General features: G+C 57.8%; 15 protein-coding genes. 4 read left to right on the forward strand and 11 right to left on the reverse strand.

Annotation, left to right across the window (positions count from 1 at the left end):
* Window positions 1-16: 16 nt before the first annotated feature.
* Both MWU39_RS10295 and MWU39_RS10300 read right to left on the reverse strand, forming a co-directional pair.
* Window positions 17-862, reverse strand: a complete 846-nt coding sequence (locus MWU39_RS10295) for an arginyltransferase (protein ID WP_247159900.1) — start codon at window positions 860-862, stop codon at window positions 17-19.
* A 221-nt stretch (window positions 863-1,083) separates the two neighbouring features.
* Window positions 1,084-2,349 (reverse strand): threonine ammonia-lyase, encoded by a 1,266-nt coding sequence (locus MWU39_RS10300; RefSeq protein ID WP_247159901.1) that lies wholly within the window; start codon window positions 2,347-2,349, stop codon window positions 1,084-1,086.
* A 136-nt stretch (window positions 2,350-2,485) separates the two neighbouring features.
* Between MWU39_RS10300 and MWU39_RS10305 the strand changes: the two genes are divergently transcribed.
* The 3 genes from MWU39_RS10305 to MWU39_RS10315 all read left to right on the forward strand — a co-directional run bounded on the left by MWU39_RS10305 (window position 2,486) and on the right by MWU39_RS10315 (window position 5,636).
* Window positions 2,486-3,394 carry an NAD(P)-dependent oxidoreductase gene (locus MWU39_RS10305; protein WP_247159902.1) on the forward strand — a complete coding sequence of 303 codons (909 nt, stop codon included), beginning with the start codon at window positions 2,486-2,488 and terminating at the stop codon, window positions 3,392-3,394.
* Window positions 3,395-3,399: 5 nt separating this feature from the next.
* Window positions 3,400-5,046 (forward strand): amidohydrolase, encoded by a 1,647-nt coding sequence (locus MWU39_RS10310; RefSeq protein WP_247159903.1) that lies wholly within the window; start codon window positions 3,400-3,402, stop codon window positions 5,044-5,046.
* A 365-nt stretch (window positions 5,047-5,411) separates the two neighbouring features.
* A complete protein-coding gene (locus MWU39_RS10315; RefSeq protein WP_247159904.1) occupies window positions 5,412-5,636 on the forward strand; it encodes a hypothetical protein in 225 nt (74 codons plus the stop codon).
* Between the two features lie 173 nt (window positions 5,637-5,809).
* On the opposite strand, the gene tatC is transcribed toward MWU39_RS10315, so the two are convergent.
* The 9 genes from tatC to MWU39_RS10360 all read right to left on the reverse strand — a co-directional run bounded on the left by tatC (window position 5,810) and on the right by MWU39_RS10360 (window position 13,471).
* Window positions 5,810-6,628 (reverse strand): twin-arginine translocase subunit TatC, encoded by an 819-nt coding sequence (tatC, locus tag MWU39_RS10320; RefSeq protein WP_247159905.1) that lies wholly within the window; start codon window positions 6,626-6,628, stop codon window positions 5,810-5,812.
* A 3-nt stretch (window positions 6,629-6,631) separates the two neighbouring features.
* The gene (gene tatB / locus MWU39_RS10325) at window positions 6,632-7,036 is read right to left on the reverse strand and encodes a Sec-independent protein translocase protein TatB (protein ID WP_247159906.1); all 405 of its coding nucleotides are present in this window, start codon (window positions 7,034-7,036) and stop codon (window positions 6,632-6,634) included.
* A gap of 56 nt (window positions 7,037-7,092) precedes the next feature.
* On the reverse strand, window positions 7,093-7,329 hold the full coding sequence (gene tatA, locus MWU39_RS10330) for a twin-arginine translocase TatA/TatE family subunit (RefSeq protein ID WP_247159907.1): 237 nt from the start codon (window positions 7,327-7,329) through the stop codon (window positions 7,093-7,095).
* Window positions 7,330-7,412: 83 nt separating this feature from the next.
* Window positions 7,413-8,057, reverse strand: a complete 645-nt coding sequence (scpB, locus tag MWU39_RS10335) for an SMC-Scp complex subunit ScpB (protein WP_247160362.1) — start codon at window positions 8,055-8,057, stop codon at window positions 7,413-7,415.
* Window positions 8,058-8,122: 65 nt separating this feature from the next.
* The gene (locus MWU39_RS10340; RefSeq protein WP_247159908.1) at window positions 8,123-9,013 is read right to left on the reverse strand and encodes a ScpA family protein; all 891 of its coding nucleotides are present in this window, start codon (window positions 9,011-9,013) and stop codon (window positions 8,123-8,125) included.
* Window positions 9,010-10,032: a beta-N-acetylhexosaminidase gene (nagZ, locus tag MWU39_RS10345; RefSeq protein WP_247159909.1), complete on the reverse strand. Its 1,023-nt coding sequence runs from the start codon at window positions 10,030-10,032 to the stop codon at window positions 9,010-9,012. The genes MWU39_RS10340 and nagZ overlap by 4 nt, the downstream gene beginning before the upstream one ends.
* A gap of 116 nt (window positions 10,033-10,148) precedes the next feature.
* On the reverse strand, window positions 10,149-10,865 hold the full coding sequence (locus tag MWU39_RS10350) for an SPOR domain-containing protein (protein ID WP_247159910.1): 717 nt from the start codon (window positions 10,863-10,865) through the stop codon (window positions 10,149-10,151).
* 47 nt (window positions 10,866-10,912) lie between these two features.
* Window positions 10,913-12,661, reverse strand: a complete 1,749-nt coding sequence (argS, locus tag MWU39_RS10355; RefSeq protein WP_247159911.1) for an arginine--tRNA ligase — start codon at window positions 12,659-12,661, stop codon at window positions 10,913-10,915.
* A 159-nt stretch (window positions 12,662-12,820) separates the two neighbouring features.
* Complete coding sequence (locus MWU39_RS10360) at window positions 12,821-13,471, reverse strand: hypothetical protein (RefSeq protein ID WP_247159912.1); 651 nt, start codon at window positions 13,469-13,471, stop codon at window positions 12,821-12,823.
* Window positions 13,472-13,576: 105 nt separating this feature from the next.
* Between MWU39_RS10360 and ispH the strand changes: the two genes are divergently transcribed.
* Window positions 13,577-14,551, forward strand: coding sequence for a 4-hydroxy-3-methylbut-2-enyl diphosphate reductase (ispH, locus tag MWU39_RS10365; RefSeq protein ID WP_247159913.1), 975 nt, complete (start codon window positions 13,577-13,579; stop codon window positions 14,549-14,551).

Here is a 14,551-nt window from a genome sequence, read left to right on the forward strand (position 1 = left end):
GTAAGTAGGGCAAATATTAGCTCGCTGGAAATTTGACCGGTTGCCCGTCCTTACCCCTGCGACCGCCAATTGTTCCAGCCTTTTCGGCGCGAGGTGCTGTGGCCTCGGCGATCAGTTTGCTTTGCTGATCGCTGTCCATCCGCTTCCACCCGTCTCGCGTGAGCTGTTCGAGCGGGCGATAACGCACTTTATATTGCATGCGCGGCGATCCATCGACCCAATAGCCAAGATAGACATAAGGCAGACCAGTTTCGCGTGCGCGGGAAATGTGATCTAGGATGATGTAATTGCCCAGCCCGGCGCGTGCTGTGTGTTCAGGATCATAGAACGAGTAGATCATCGAAAGGCCATCGCCCTGACGATCTGTCAGGCATGCGCCGATCAATTTGCCCGGTTCACCATTTACGGTTGGCTCGCGATATTCGACGAGGCTGCTGGTGACCGGCGTATGCTCGACCATGTCGGCATAATCCATTTCATCCATCGCCGACATGCCCCCATCAGGATGGCGAACCGACAGATATTTGGTCAGCAGTTCAAACTGCTCATCGGTCGCCCATGGACGACATTCTGTTACGACCAGATCGCGGTTGCGCTTCAGATCGCGTTTTTGTGTGCTGGACGGTTTAAATTCGCTGGCGGCAACACGCACCGATACACAGGCCTGACAGTCCAAGCAGCTGGGGCGGTAGGCGACAGTCTGACTGCGACGAAAACCGATACGGCCAAGCGCCTCGTTCAGCTGATCCGCATGCTCACCCTTCAGCTCTGTAAATACCTTACGCTCTTGGCGCCCGGGTAGATACGGACACGGCGCAGGGCTCGTCACAAAAAACCGGGGGAAGCGAATTGGGGCCGTCACGGGTCGGCTTGGTCCTCTCTAGCGGGAATCGGCTCGGGGCCGCGTTAAGACAATCTTATGCCTGCTTGGGCGGCGCGGTAAAAGAGTCTTAACTATGAATCGTGGTGAATAAAGGCTTACTTTGCACAGAGCATCGTGTCACCCGGCACAAGTGATTCAAAGCGGGACACAAATTTGCAAGGCGTTGCGCTAGTCTCTGTCAGAGCCAGCCAGACGCTCGATCAGTTCAGCTCAACCATCTCGACTGCGTAGTTTTTCTCGCGCAGCGCTTTGATAAGCCGTTCGACCTGATCGGCATCGCGTGCTTCGCATTCGATATCCGTGATCAATCCCTTCGCCGGCAGCGTGGTGAAGATGCGCTGGTGATAGATCTCGATGATATTGACGTTGTGCTGATCGAATAGGCTCATCACTTTGAACAACGCGCCGGGGCGGTCCTGCAAAGTGACACGCAGACGGGCAAGGCGCCCCTGACGCGCCAGATCGCGCAACAGAACATTTGCGAGCAAACGTGTGTCGATATTGCCGCCGCACAGGACCAGACCGATCATCTTGCCTGCAAAGCGCTCCGGATTGCTCAGCACTGCTGCGAGACCCGCAGCGCCAGCGCCTTCGACCACGGTTTTTTCAATCTGAAGCAGCAGCGCGACAGCTTTTTCAAGCTTAGGCTCATCGACCAGCAAAATGTCATCGACACGCTCGGCGATAACCTTGCTCGTAAATTCGCCCGGCTTTTTGACGGCGATGCCTTCAGCCAGAGTATCGCCGCCACAATCGCGCTCTTCGCCTTTGATCTTTGCGAACATGCTCGGGAACAGAGCGGCCTGAACGCCGACAATTTCGATATCGGGATTGAGGCTTTTCGCGGCGGTGGCCATGCCAGAGATCAATCCGCCCCCGCCAATCGGCGTGACGAGACAATCGAGATCCGGCTTTACGTCAAGCATCTCGAGGGCAACCGTACCCTGCCCTGCCGCGATCAGGGGATCATCGAACGGGTGGATAAAGGTAAGCCCCAGCTCTTTTTCAAGCGTGCGGGCATGCGCGGCTGCTTCGTCGAAGGTCTCGCCCTCGAGCACAACATTGCCGCCGACGCTTTCAGTCTGCATGACTTTTACAGTCGGGGTCGTTTTGGGCATGACGATCGTAACCGGAACACCCAGACGGGTGCCGTGATAGGAGAGCCCTTGCGAATGGTTGCCAGCCGACGCCGCAATAACGCCGCGTTTTTTCTGCTCTTCGCTTAAATGAAGCAGCGCATTGAGCGCGCCGCGTTCTTTATACGCGGCGGTGAATTGAAGATTTTCAAACTTCAGCCACACTTCCGCGCCGGTAATTTCCGACAGCGTAATCGAATGCATCATCGGTGTTTTGACAACCGCACCTTCAATTCGCGCAGCGGCGGCGCGAATGGTTTCGATGGTCAGCGCGTCAGCGCCCGCTTCGGTTGGGTTCGTGAGAGCCACAGATGCATTCTCTATTGTCATAGTGACACGCGAGTTAGGGCTTACGCGAAGCAAGGGCAATTCGATTTAAAAGGCGTCGGCACAAGAATTTCTTTGAAGGCAAGATCGGGGTCGCAGCGCATTGGCATAATTGCGAAAGCTGATTAGGACACGCCTCATGACTAAAACTCAATCTGTCGCCTTTATCGGGCTTGGCGTTATGGGCGGACCGATGACCGGCCACCTTGCCCGCGCAGGCCACAAAGTCACCGCTTATAACCGCTCGCCAGAACGCGCTGAAAAATGGCGCAGAGTATGGGCGGAAGAAGGCCTGGGCGTTGCATTTGCTGATACGCCCGCTGACGCTGCCAAAGACGCAGATATCGCCTTTATTTGTGTGGGCAATGACGAAGATCTCGCCCGAGTAACTCTGGACGATGACGGCGTATTGGCGACCATGCGCGAGGGGACGCTACTGGTCGATCACACCACCGTCTCTGCCGATATGGCGCGGCGGCTGGCAGAGAAAGCCAGTGCGCGCAGCATTGCTGCTGTCGATGCGCCCGTAAGCGGCGGTGAAGCAGGCGCGGTGAATGGCCAGCTAGCGGTGATGTGCGGCGGCAGTGAAGACGCTGTTGAACGCGCGCGCCCAGTGATGGAGTGCTATTCCAAAGCTATCGTCCATGTCGGCCCGTCTGGCGCGGGGCAGACCGCCAAGATGGCCAACCAGATGTGCATTGCAGGCATTCTGGGCGGTCTGTCGGAAGCAGTCCGACTAGCCGAAGCTGCCGGCCTTGATCTCGACAAGACTTATGAAGCGATTTCCGGCGGCGCGGCGCAAAGCTGGCAAATGGACAATCGCTGGGCAACGATGACGTCGGACACATTCAATTTCGGCTTTGCGATTGACTGGATGCGCAAAGACCTTGGCTATGCTCTTGATGAAGCCAAGCGACTGGGGCTGTCATCTCCGGTGACGGCGCTTGTCGATCAATTCTATGCCGATGTTCAGTCTTCCGGCGGCGGCAGGCATGATACCAGCGCGCTCATCACCCGCCTTCCGCGCAAAATTTCTGACCAAGGATAATCTCTATGCGTTTTGTTTCCCGCACATTGGCCGCTGTCGCCGCATTGCTGGCTGCGCCTGCCGCCGCTGATACGCTGGTCGATAATGTCAACGGCATCACTGTTGATGAAAGCGGCGATGTCGTGCGATTTACCGGCCTTGTCTTCGATGATGACGGCAAAGTGCGCGAAGTTTTGAAGCGCGGCGATGACCGTCCGACCGATGTCGATTTCGCGCTGGACGGTAAAGGCCGTGTCATGCTGCCCGGGATGATCGATGCGCATGCCCATGTGATGGGGATCGGCTTTGGAGCCTTGCTGCTTGATCTATCGGACACGAACTCGCTCGAAGAAGCCCTCGCCAAAATTGACGCCTTTGCCAAAGAGAACCCCGGCCGTCCCTGGATATTGGGCCGCGGCTGGAATCAGGAGAAATGGGGTCTCGGACGCTTCCCGACCGCAGAAGAGCTCGACGCAATCGTTTCTGACCGCCCTGTCTGGCTACAGCGGGTGGACGGTCATGCGAGTTGGGGCAACACAATGGCAATCGAACTCGCCGGAGTGACCGCAGCGAATGAGGACCCTGCTGGGGGCCGAATTATTCGCAAGGCTGGCAGCAGGGAACCAGCGGGCGTATTCGTAGACGCAGCCGAAGCGCTGGTGAACAAAGTGGTTCCGGAACCCCGCCCGGAAGACCGCGATGCTGCGTTGGCAAAGGCTCAGGAAATCCTGCTGGACAATGGCATTACGGCTGTGGCCGACATGGGCACCAGTATCGAGGATTGGCAGACATTCCGGCGCGCTGGCGATCTGGGCACTCTGAATGTGCGCATCATGTCCTACGCGACGGATGGCGACACGATGGACCTTATCGCTGGGCCTGGTCCGACGCCTTGGCTCTATGATGACAAGCTGCGCATGGGCGGGATCAAGCTCTATCTCGACGGTGCGCTTGGATCGCGCGGTGCAACGCTCAAAGAACCCTATGCCGATGAGCCGCAGACACGCGGCCTCCCGCTTATGACACCTGCACAGCTGCGCAACACAATGAGCCGCGCCGCGCTCGATAATTTCCAGACGGCGATCCACGCGATTGGCGATGCTGCGAACTCGGATGTGCTCTTGGCGGTTCAGGAATTGTCGGAGACATATAAAGGCGACCGTCGCTGGCGCGTTGAGCACGCGCAGGTCGTCGATCCGGTTGAACTCGCAGAATTCGGCAAGCACGGCATCATCGCTTCGATGCAGCCGCTTCACCAGACATCAGACCGGACCATGGCAGAGGCGCGCCTTGGTCCTGATCGGCTTGAGGGAGCTTATGCTTGGCGCAGTGTCTTACAAGTCGGAGGCAAACTGGCTTTCGGCTCTGATGCGCCCGTTGAACCGACAGATGCATTTGCGGGCTTCGCTGTCGCGATCAGCCGGACTGACGCGGATGGCCAGCCATTCGGCGGTTGGTTGCCGAGCGAGACCGTGAGCCGCGAGGCAGCGCTCAAAGCGTTCACCGCGGATGCGGCCTTTGCCGGCTTTGCAGATGGGCATTTTGGCCGTTTGATCGCAGGAGAACGGGCAGATTTCTTGCTCGTTGATCGCGATCCTCTGCTCGCCTCACCAAGCGACATCCGGGAAACGAAAATCCAGGAAGTCTGGGTTGGCGGCAAGCGTATGCGCTAAGCTTTGCTTTGCCGTTTCAAGAGTAATCCCAGCTAGTGCCTTGATTCGGGCCGCGCATTCATAATTGCGTCATCAATTTTGGGTAATGGACCGCCAAGTGTCCGCAAATCAAAGGGTCCGAATCACGGTTTCAAGTACACAGTCAGTCAAAGTTGCAATTGTGCAACTGCGAGAGGAATGTGTGACCTTAGCCTACGGCAACCCGATGCTTCTGCGCGATGAGCCGTGTAAGATATTGAATGGAAAACATTCTTTTGAAGACATGGATGATGCGTTGATACAAATAAGGACTTGTCACGGCAGGACCATTTGAGTAGTAAGCAGCTGAACGAAATTAACTAAGAGCTCAATTAGGAGACGATTCGATGAAATTCCGTAACCTTGCACTGGCTACCGCTGCAGTATCTCTCGCTGCTTCGCCTGCCATCGCTGAAGCAGCACTTGACCGCGCTTCTGCACCGGTTGAAGGAGAGAGCCAGCTTGAAGGTGAGAACGGTATCCTTATCGCTCTTCTCGCAGCAGCAGCTGTGATTGCTGGTATCATTGTCATCGCTAGCGATGATGGTGAAGACCTTCCGACCAGCCCATAATTCGGCTGTTCGAACAAGAATTCAGAGGGGTCCGTTCGCGGGCCCCTTTTTTTGTGTGTGTTTCGGTTAAGCGCCGTTGAAACGCATATCCTCTGCAGATTGCGCGTAATGAGGTTCGCGTAGTGGAGTGGAGTGCCTGCAACTCTAACCCCGCAAGAACGGCAGCAAAGCTCCTATGCTTCGGCCTCTTCTTCGGCGTCGCCTGCATCCTTCGCCTTCTCAACCTCCGCATCGCGAGCCACAGCGCCTTCTTGAAAGCGCATAAGAATCAGCGATCCTTCAAACAGTAGCAGAAGCGGCAGCGCCAAAATGATCTGAGAGCCGGGGTCAGGCGGCGTCACAATCGCAGCCAGCGCGACCACGCCTACGATGACATAGCGGCGTGCCCCTGCAAGTTGGGCGCGGCTGACAATGCCCGCCCGGTGGAGCAACATCAGCAGAACCGGCAACAGAAATGTCAGGCCAAACGCCAAGATGAACTGCATCACGAGATTGAGGTATTCGCCCGCTGCTGGCAGTGCCTCGACCGTCAGCCCGCCCGCATCCCCGCCAAAACCGAGGAACCACCGGAACGCTGTCGGCATGACCACAAAGTAGGCGAGCGAAGCGCCGCCTATGAACAGAACAGGCGTGGCCAACAGGAATGGCAGAAACGCCTTCTTTTCCCGCGCGTAGAGCCCGGGTGCGACAAACGCCCAAAGTTGGTTCGCGATGACCGGGAAGCTGACCATGAAACCAGCGAACAGCCCGACTTTCAAATCAACGAAGAACAGTTCGGGCAGTTTGGTGAAAATCAACTGCCCCTCCCCATCAGGAAAAGCGTCTTTCAGCGGCTGAACCAGAAATGCGAGGATCGGGTCTGCGAAATACAGGCAAATGCCAAACGCTACGAGCAGCGCGAACACACTGCGCACCAGCCGTGTCCGCAGCTCAACCAAATGTTCGAGCAGCGGCGCACGCGTTTCATCGATGTCTTTGACTTCGAACGCCACCGGTCAATCCTTTGTCGGTTTTTTAGGATCGAGCGGAAGCTCGGGCGCGGCGTCCTTCGGCGAAGGTGCCGGATCATCGGCCATCGGATCGGGCATGCTGTCTGTGGCGACCGGTCCCTCAACAGGCGGCGGTCCGGTCATTACAGGCTCACCGACCTCATCTTCCGCCTTGATCGCAGAACGTTTCATGATCGCTTCGTTCTGCGCCTTCCATTTCTTTTCCATGTCCTCGAGCTCGGCCTCGCGCACCATGGTGTCGATACCGGCTCTAAAATGGGAAGAAACTTTGCGGATTTGGCCAATCCAGCGGCCTGCAGTTCGCATCGCGCGCGGCATTTCACTCGGCCCGATCACAAGGATCGCGACGATCACAACAACCAACAATTCAACGGCGCCGATATCGAACATTACATACCTCTATCCGTGCGGCCCACGCTTTGACGCGCGGAACACGGGACGTTCAATCAGCTGGACGAGTCGCTTTTCTCGCTCGTTTTCGCTTCGGTGGTCGCATCCTTTGCAGGCGCTTCGATCTGCCCTTTGGATGCAGGCGTATCGTCGACCTCTTCGGTCATGCCTTTTTTGAAGCTGGAAATGCCTTTTCCAAAGTCGCCCATCATCTCGGAAATGCGGCCACGCCCAAACAGGACGAGGACGACAAGCGCCACGATGAGGATTTGCCAGATGCCGATACCGCCCATGAGGTCTCTCTCTATTAAAATTACCGTATCAATATAGGGGCGAACGGACCGCTACGCCAGTCATCGCGGCAATTCGCGCGAAATCAACTGTCTTCAGCGTCCTCTTGGGGCATCTCATCGGGCTCAATATCATCACCATGATCGCCTTGGGGGTCTGGATTGCCGGCGGCATCCATCGCCTCTTCGAACGCATCGTCGACTGGGTCCAACAAACCAGCCGCGCGCAGTTCATCCATACCCGGAAGATCGCGGCGCGATTCGAGACCGAAATGGTCGAGAAACTCTGGCGTGGTGGCGTAGATAACCGGGCGGCCGGGCACTTCGCGCCGACCTGCCATTTTGATCCAGCCCGCCTCCATCAACACATCAAGCGTTCCGGCGCTGGTCTGGACACCGCGGATCGATTCGATTTCAGCTCGGCTGACAGGTTCATGGTACGCGATGATCGCAAGCACTTCAGTCGCAGCGCGGCTCAGGCGGCGAACCTGTTCGCGCTCCCTGCGCAGCAAGTGCGCCAGATCAGGCGCGGTTTCAAAATGCCAGCGCTTCCCGCGCTCAACCAGATGAATGCCACGCTTCTCATAAAGCGCCGCGAGCGAATTCAACCCTTCGCGGACGTCACCATTCGCCAAGCCGCCCAGATGCTTGGCGAGCGCGTCCACACTCATAGGCTCTTCGGAAGCAAACAAAGTGGCTTCCAGCGCGCGCTCGATCTCATCCGGTTCCATGGTTGGCGCCGCGCTTTCTGGTGCGACATCATCGCTCGGAACGCAGTCTTCGGTGACTTGATCACTCACGCCGCGGCCCCTTCTTTCATGCGTCGGATGCGCAAGGGAGAGAAGGCTTCGTCTTGGGCAATTTCGGCTTTTCCGAGCCGCGCAAGTTCAAGCGCAGCAACAAAGCTGGATGCGAGTGCCGATTTGCGCAGTTCCGCATTGGCATGTGCGGGCAGGAAGTCGCGGATCTCCATCCACTCCAGCGTCACGCCCAACATCGCCGAAACCCGGTCGAGTGCGCTGTCGAGCGTCATGACCGGACGGTCGGCAACATGATAGATGCGCGGCGCCGTGCGCGCTTTCACCTGACCATAGGCCTGTATCAGCGAATAGGCGTCGCTCTTCCACAGCCTCTTACGATCAATCCGCAAGCCTTCGGGATTGCCGCGCAAGAAGATATCGCGCCCGATCCGGTCGCGTCCCATCAAACGTGCGGCAGATTCGCGCATCGCGCCAAGTCGCTGAAGCCGCAATTGCAGGCGCAGAGCGAGCTCTTCGGGGCTCGGGTCTTCCTGTTCGTCTTTGGGCAGCAGAAGCGCGGATTTCAGATAGGCCAGCCACGCCGCCATCACGAGATAATCAGCCGCGAGTTCGAGCCGCAGGGCCTCGGCGCGCTCGATATAGCCGATATACTGATCGACCAAGGCCAGAACCGAGATTTGACGCAGATCGACTTTCTGGCGGCGGGCCAGATCAAGCAGCAGATCAAGCGGCCCTTCCCACCCGTCCAACTCCAGATAGAGCGCCTTGTCGCCCGACTTTGCGCCCTGTTTCGCGGCTTCATCCTCAGGCCATACGGCAGTTGGCTCAGACGAACCGCCCGTCAGCATAAAGCCTTGCTGCTTTGGCGAAGTCTCTTCAGCCTCATTCTTGACGACATTCGCATCCTGATGGTCGAGATCGCTCATGCGGCCTCCTCCTTCAAAGCGAGCAGCGCGTCACGCTTGGCGAGCAATTCCGGTTGTCCTGCAGCCATTTCAGGCGCTATGCGGGTCCCTTCAAGCGCGCGGTCGAGACGTTGAGCGGTCGCATCTGACATCGCCGGCAATGCTTCGCAAATGCCCGTCATATCATCCATCTTGGCCCAGCAATTGAGCACGATGTCGCACCCTGCCTGATGCGCGCGGGCCGAACGTTCAGGGATAGTCCCATCGAGCGCTTCCATATCGATATCATCGGTCAGCAGCAGCCCATCGAACCCGATTTCGCCGCGAATGATATCGCGAATGACCGTTTCGGAAAGCGTCGCCGGATTGTCCGCATCCCAAACCGGGAATACGAGATGCCCCGTCATCCCGATCAGCGCGGAATTCAGCGCGCGAAACGGTGCAAGATCGGCTTCCAATTCCTCCGCGCTCGCGTGGACCGTCGGCATTTCCTTGTGCGTGTCGACCATGCTGCGGCCATGGCCGGGCATGTGTTTGATGCAGCCCGTCACGCCGCCTGCCGCCAGACCATCAATGATCGCGCGACCAATCGCGGCGACCTGCATCGGATTGTGACCCAGCGAACGATCGCCGATCACGTCGTGTGCTCCGGCCTGCCGCACATCGAGCGGTGGGTGGTAATCGACGGTGATGCCCATTGCCGACAATTCCAGCGCCATCGCATGCGCATTGGCACGCGCCGCTTCAATCGCGCTGGCTGGCGCGAAGGCATACAGCTTGTCGAATGCTTCACCGGCTGGATAAGGCGACCAATGCGGCGGACGCAGCCGGGCGACCCTGCCGCCTTCCTGATCAATCGAAATGAGCAACCGCTCGCGGCCATGAAGCGCGCGCAGCTCATCGGTTAGAGCGCGCAATTGATCTCGGTTGTCGCAATTCCTACCGAACAGGATGTAGCCCGCCGGGTCCGCATCGCGGAAGAAGTCGCGCTCGTCGGCCGTCAGAGTATGGCCCGAACATCCAAAGATCGCTGGAATCATATCAAAAGAGTTACAGCAGAGGCGCGGTCAGGCAAGCGCGTTCACCACCTATTGTGGGGGAAAACGCCTGCCAAACACGACAGGTTGTGGTTTACCGCCAAACTTGGCCGAAACGCTTAGGATTTAACGGCGCAATCCAGCCCATCCGCCTTGATCGCACGGCACAACGCATCGGCTGCGGCACGGTCGGCAGCTACGGCCTGAAGCCGGTAGACTGTGCCGCTGTCCACAACACCCTCGACAACGCGATACCGCACACCGGAAAGCGCGTCTGTTTGGCGAACAAGCTGTGCCCAGCCCTGCTCTGCGCGGGCCCGCGAGCTGTACGCCGCGAGCTGTACGCCAACGCCGGAAGTCGATGCCGCGCTGTTGCCGCTGGATTCGCCGCCCGAACCGGAGTCAGTGCTGCCTGATGCCCCCGCAGCGCTCGCTGTCGCAGTGCCATCGCTGGCGGTTCCATCGCCAATCTGGCTTTCGCGGGTTTTGCCTTCACCCACGGCTGGAGCAACATTGCCAGTACCAGCAAACTCTTTGCCCTGCGGATCTTCCGGGCGCTCTTTGATAGGGCCTTCTGGGGCCTCAATCGTGCTTCCGTCCGCGATCGGCGCGTCTTCGCCAGCGCTATTGGCGACGAGGTAAAATACGCCGACAATGCCCAGCAATAGCGCGATCAAAATCGCACCAAACCCGACTATCTGCCCGATATCGAGGCCGCCTTCGTCCTCATCTTCGTCGGCGTCGAGCCAAGGAAGACTATCGGATTCAGACAGATCAAGCTCTTCGCCTGTATCTGCGGTGTCTTCGGTTTCACCGAAATCAGCTTCGACAATCACGGTTTCTTACCCCTCACAGTCAACCATCACGCGCCGCGTTAGGCTGGTTACATAGACTCGACTGCCTCAACTCCTAGCACAGCGAGGCCATTTTTAATCACTTGCCCGATTGATTGCGCGAGGAAAAGCCGCGCCTGCGACAAACCCTTGTCCTGTTCCACGATGAAGCGCTTTTGCGGATTATCGTTACCCAAGTTCCAAAATGCGTGCAGATCAGCCGCCAAATCATAGAGATAGAAGGCGACACGATGCGGTTCGCGCGCTTTTGCAGCGGCTTCGATAATGCGCGGGAACTGTGCGGCGTTGCGGATCAGCGCGATTTCTTCGTCGCCCAGCTGCGCCAATGCATCTGCTGAAGGCGCAAAGCCAGCTTCAGCCGCCTTGCGCATGGTCGAGCGGATCCGGGCATGGGCATATTGCACATAGAATACCGGATTGTCCTTCGACGCTTCTACCACTTTGGCGAAATCGAATTCCATCTGCGCTTCGGGTTTGCGGGTCAGCATGGTGAAACGCACCACGTCCTTACCCACTTCCTCGATCATGTCAGCGATGGTGATGAAATTGCCCGAACGTTTGGACATTTTGATCGGCTCGCCATCGCGCATCAACGCAACCATCTGAACCAGCTTCACATCGAACGGCATGGGCTTGCCCTGCCCCTCTGACAGAGCGGCAACAGCAGCTTTAATCCGCTTCACCGTCCCAGCATGGTCCGCGCCCCAGATGTCGATCAGCGCATCCGCTTCGGCGGCTTTTTGCATGTGATAGGCGAGGTCTGCCCCGAAATAGGTCCACGCCCCGTTCGATTTCTTGATCGGGCGATCCTGATCATCGCCAAACTTGGTTGAGCGGAACAGCGGCAGCTCGACTGGCTCCCAATCCTCTGGCGGAGGCTTGCCCTTCGGCGCTTCAAGCACGCCGTCGTAAACGAAGTCATGCTCGCGGAGCCAAGCCTCTGCTTCGTCGGGCTTGCCAGCAGCATGCAACGCGGCCTCCGATGCAAACACATCATGATGGATGCCAAGCAGCGCGAGATCGGACTTGATTAGCTCCATCATCCGCGTGACGGCTTCTGCGCGGAAGATCGGCAGCCAGTCGTCTTCCCCTTCGGCGGCGTGTTTGTCGCCAAATTCCCTCGCCAGCGATTCGCCCACAGGCTTCAGATAATCACCGGGATAGAGCCCTTCCGGGATTGCTCCGATGTCTTCGCCCAATGCTTCGCGATACCGCAGATGTGCGGAGCGGGCGAGCACATCGACCTGGCCGCCTGCATCATTAATGTAATATTCGCGCGTGACTTTGTGGCCTGCAAATTCGAGCAAGCTGGATAAGGCATCGCCAACCACCGCGCCGCGGCAATGGCCCATATGCATCGGGCCGGTTGGATTGGCAGAGACATATTCGACATTGACCGTCCGGCCTTCACCCATCGTCGACCGGCCATAATCGCCGCCCATGTCAGCAATCGCCGCGAGCTCACCCAGCCACGCCGCAGGATCAAGCCGCAGATTGATAAAGCCCGGCCCAGCGATCTCCGCGCTGGTGATACTATCCACGGCTTCGAGCTTCGCCGCGATCTGCTCGGCGAGCGCGCGCGGGTTGGTTTTCGCCTGCTTTGCCAGCACCATCGCCGCGTTTGTCGCCAGATCGCCATGCGAAGGATCACGCGGTGGCTCCACTGTCACATTGGCAAAGCTTGCGTCAGCGGGCAGCACGCCTTCGCCCGCAAGCTCTGACAAGGCGGTTTCAACGATAGCCGCATAGGCAGCGTAGAGAGTTGTTTCTGAGGTCATTTCACCGGCGCATTTAGCGGAAAACAGATAAGGGACAAAGGCCGAATCTGGAAAGCCCGCCGACGCTGTAAGCGTCGCAAGGCCGACAGGCCGCCCGCAGCGATGCGGCCTTTAAGCCGCGAGAGCGAGGAAATCGCACCCCGGATGGGGTGCATAAAACTAGCGCGTAGCGTTGTAAGCTAGTTGATCTTCGGTCAGCTGAAAACCCACCAACATTTCAAAGCGTGTTCGCGCGATCGCCGCCTTCACTTCTGGATCGGACAGCGGATCAAGCGCCGCGTCTACATCGCCGGCCCGCCTTCTGCGTGTGATTTTCTCGCGAATATCTTCCGGCAGTGTCGCTGCGCTGCGATCGACAAATGATCCGGCTTTGCCAGTGCCGCTCGCGCGTTCCTGACCATCGGCGAAGTTGATCGTCACTTCGCCAACGCGTTTCGTCACAACGGCGCTGCCGCCGCGCAGGACTGTTACGAAGAACGGCAAAGTTACGGTCCGCGCACCGCGAACATCCGTCCGCCGGGCCAGCACATCAAACGATGCTTCGCTGTAAACGCGATCACCCGTGTCATTGCAGGTCGATCGAAGATTCGTCATCGAAGCAGTCATATCGAGGTTAGCAATCGTGGGATCGCCAGCAGCTCGGAAAACCGTCACATCACCAGTATAGTCCGGAATGCCTACAGCCGGGCACGAACTCAGGACAGCCGTCACGCCGACGCCCTGATCCACCACCAGTTCACCTTCACTGGCACACCCTGCCAGACCTACAGCAAGTGCAGCGACAGAAAGAACACGGGTGCGAAAAGCCATGAATTACACGTCCTCGAATTATCGATCCAATGTGCTGCAAATCAATCTTTGCAGCGCTTGCACTCGCCCTAGCGGCGCGCGCAGCAAAGCGCTAGAGGGTGGGATATGAACGCGCCCTTTAACAAATCAGACGCTCAAACAGAGCGTACTCCGCTGAATCTCCTGATTGCAGCCCCTCGAGGCTTTTGCGCAGGCGTCGATCGCGCCATTGAAATCGTCGAAAAATCGCTCGAGCGGTACGGCGCGCCAGTCTATGTCCGCCACGAAATCGTCCACAACAAATATGTTGTCGAAGGGCTAAAGGCCAAAGGCGCGATCTTTGTTGAGGAACTGGATGAGGTTCCCGAAGACGCGCCGGTTGTTTTCAGCGCGCATGGTGTGCCAAAATCGGTCCCAGCCGAGGCAGAGCGGCGCAACATGATTTATCTGGATGCGACCTGCCCGCTGGTTTCCAAAGTCCACCGTCAGGCCGAACGCCAGATCGAGAAAAACCGCCACATCATCTTTGTCGGTCATGAAGGTCATCCCGAAGTGATCGGCACAATGGGCCAGGTTGAACCAGGGCAAATGACACTGGTTGAAGATCTTGAGGACGTGGAGAAGCTTCCTTTCGATAAAGACGCACAGCTTGCCTATCTCACACAAACGACTCTTTCGGTTGATGACACGGCAGAGGTGATCGCCGCGCTCGAATTGCGCTTCCCGAATATCAAGGGGCCAAAGGCGGAGGACATTTGTTATGCAACGTCCAATCGTCAGGCTGCGGTGAAGGATCTTGCACCTGATTGCGATCTGGTGCTGGTCATCGGTGCGCCGAATTCTTCCAACTCGCTTCGTCTTGTCGAAGTGTCGGAGCGGCTTGGAACTCCGGCAAAACTGATTCAGCGCGCGAATGAGATCGACGCCGCATGGCTTGATGGCGTCAAAACTCTGGGCCTGACTGCCGGGGCATCGGCTCCTGAGATTCTTGTACGCGAAGTTGTCGATGCGATTGGTCAACTTCGCTCGGTCAAAGAGCAAACTATTACTGCGGCGACGGAAAAGATGATTTTCAAGCTGCCCCGCGAATTGACCGACTAA

It is taken from the genome of Erythrobacter sp. F6033 (genome assembly GCF_023016005.1).
Classification (GTDB): Bacteria; Pseudomonadota; Alphaproteobacteria; order Sphingomonadales; family Sphingomonadaceae; genus Erythrobacter.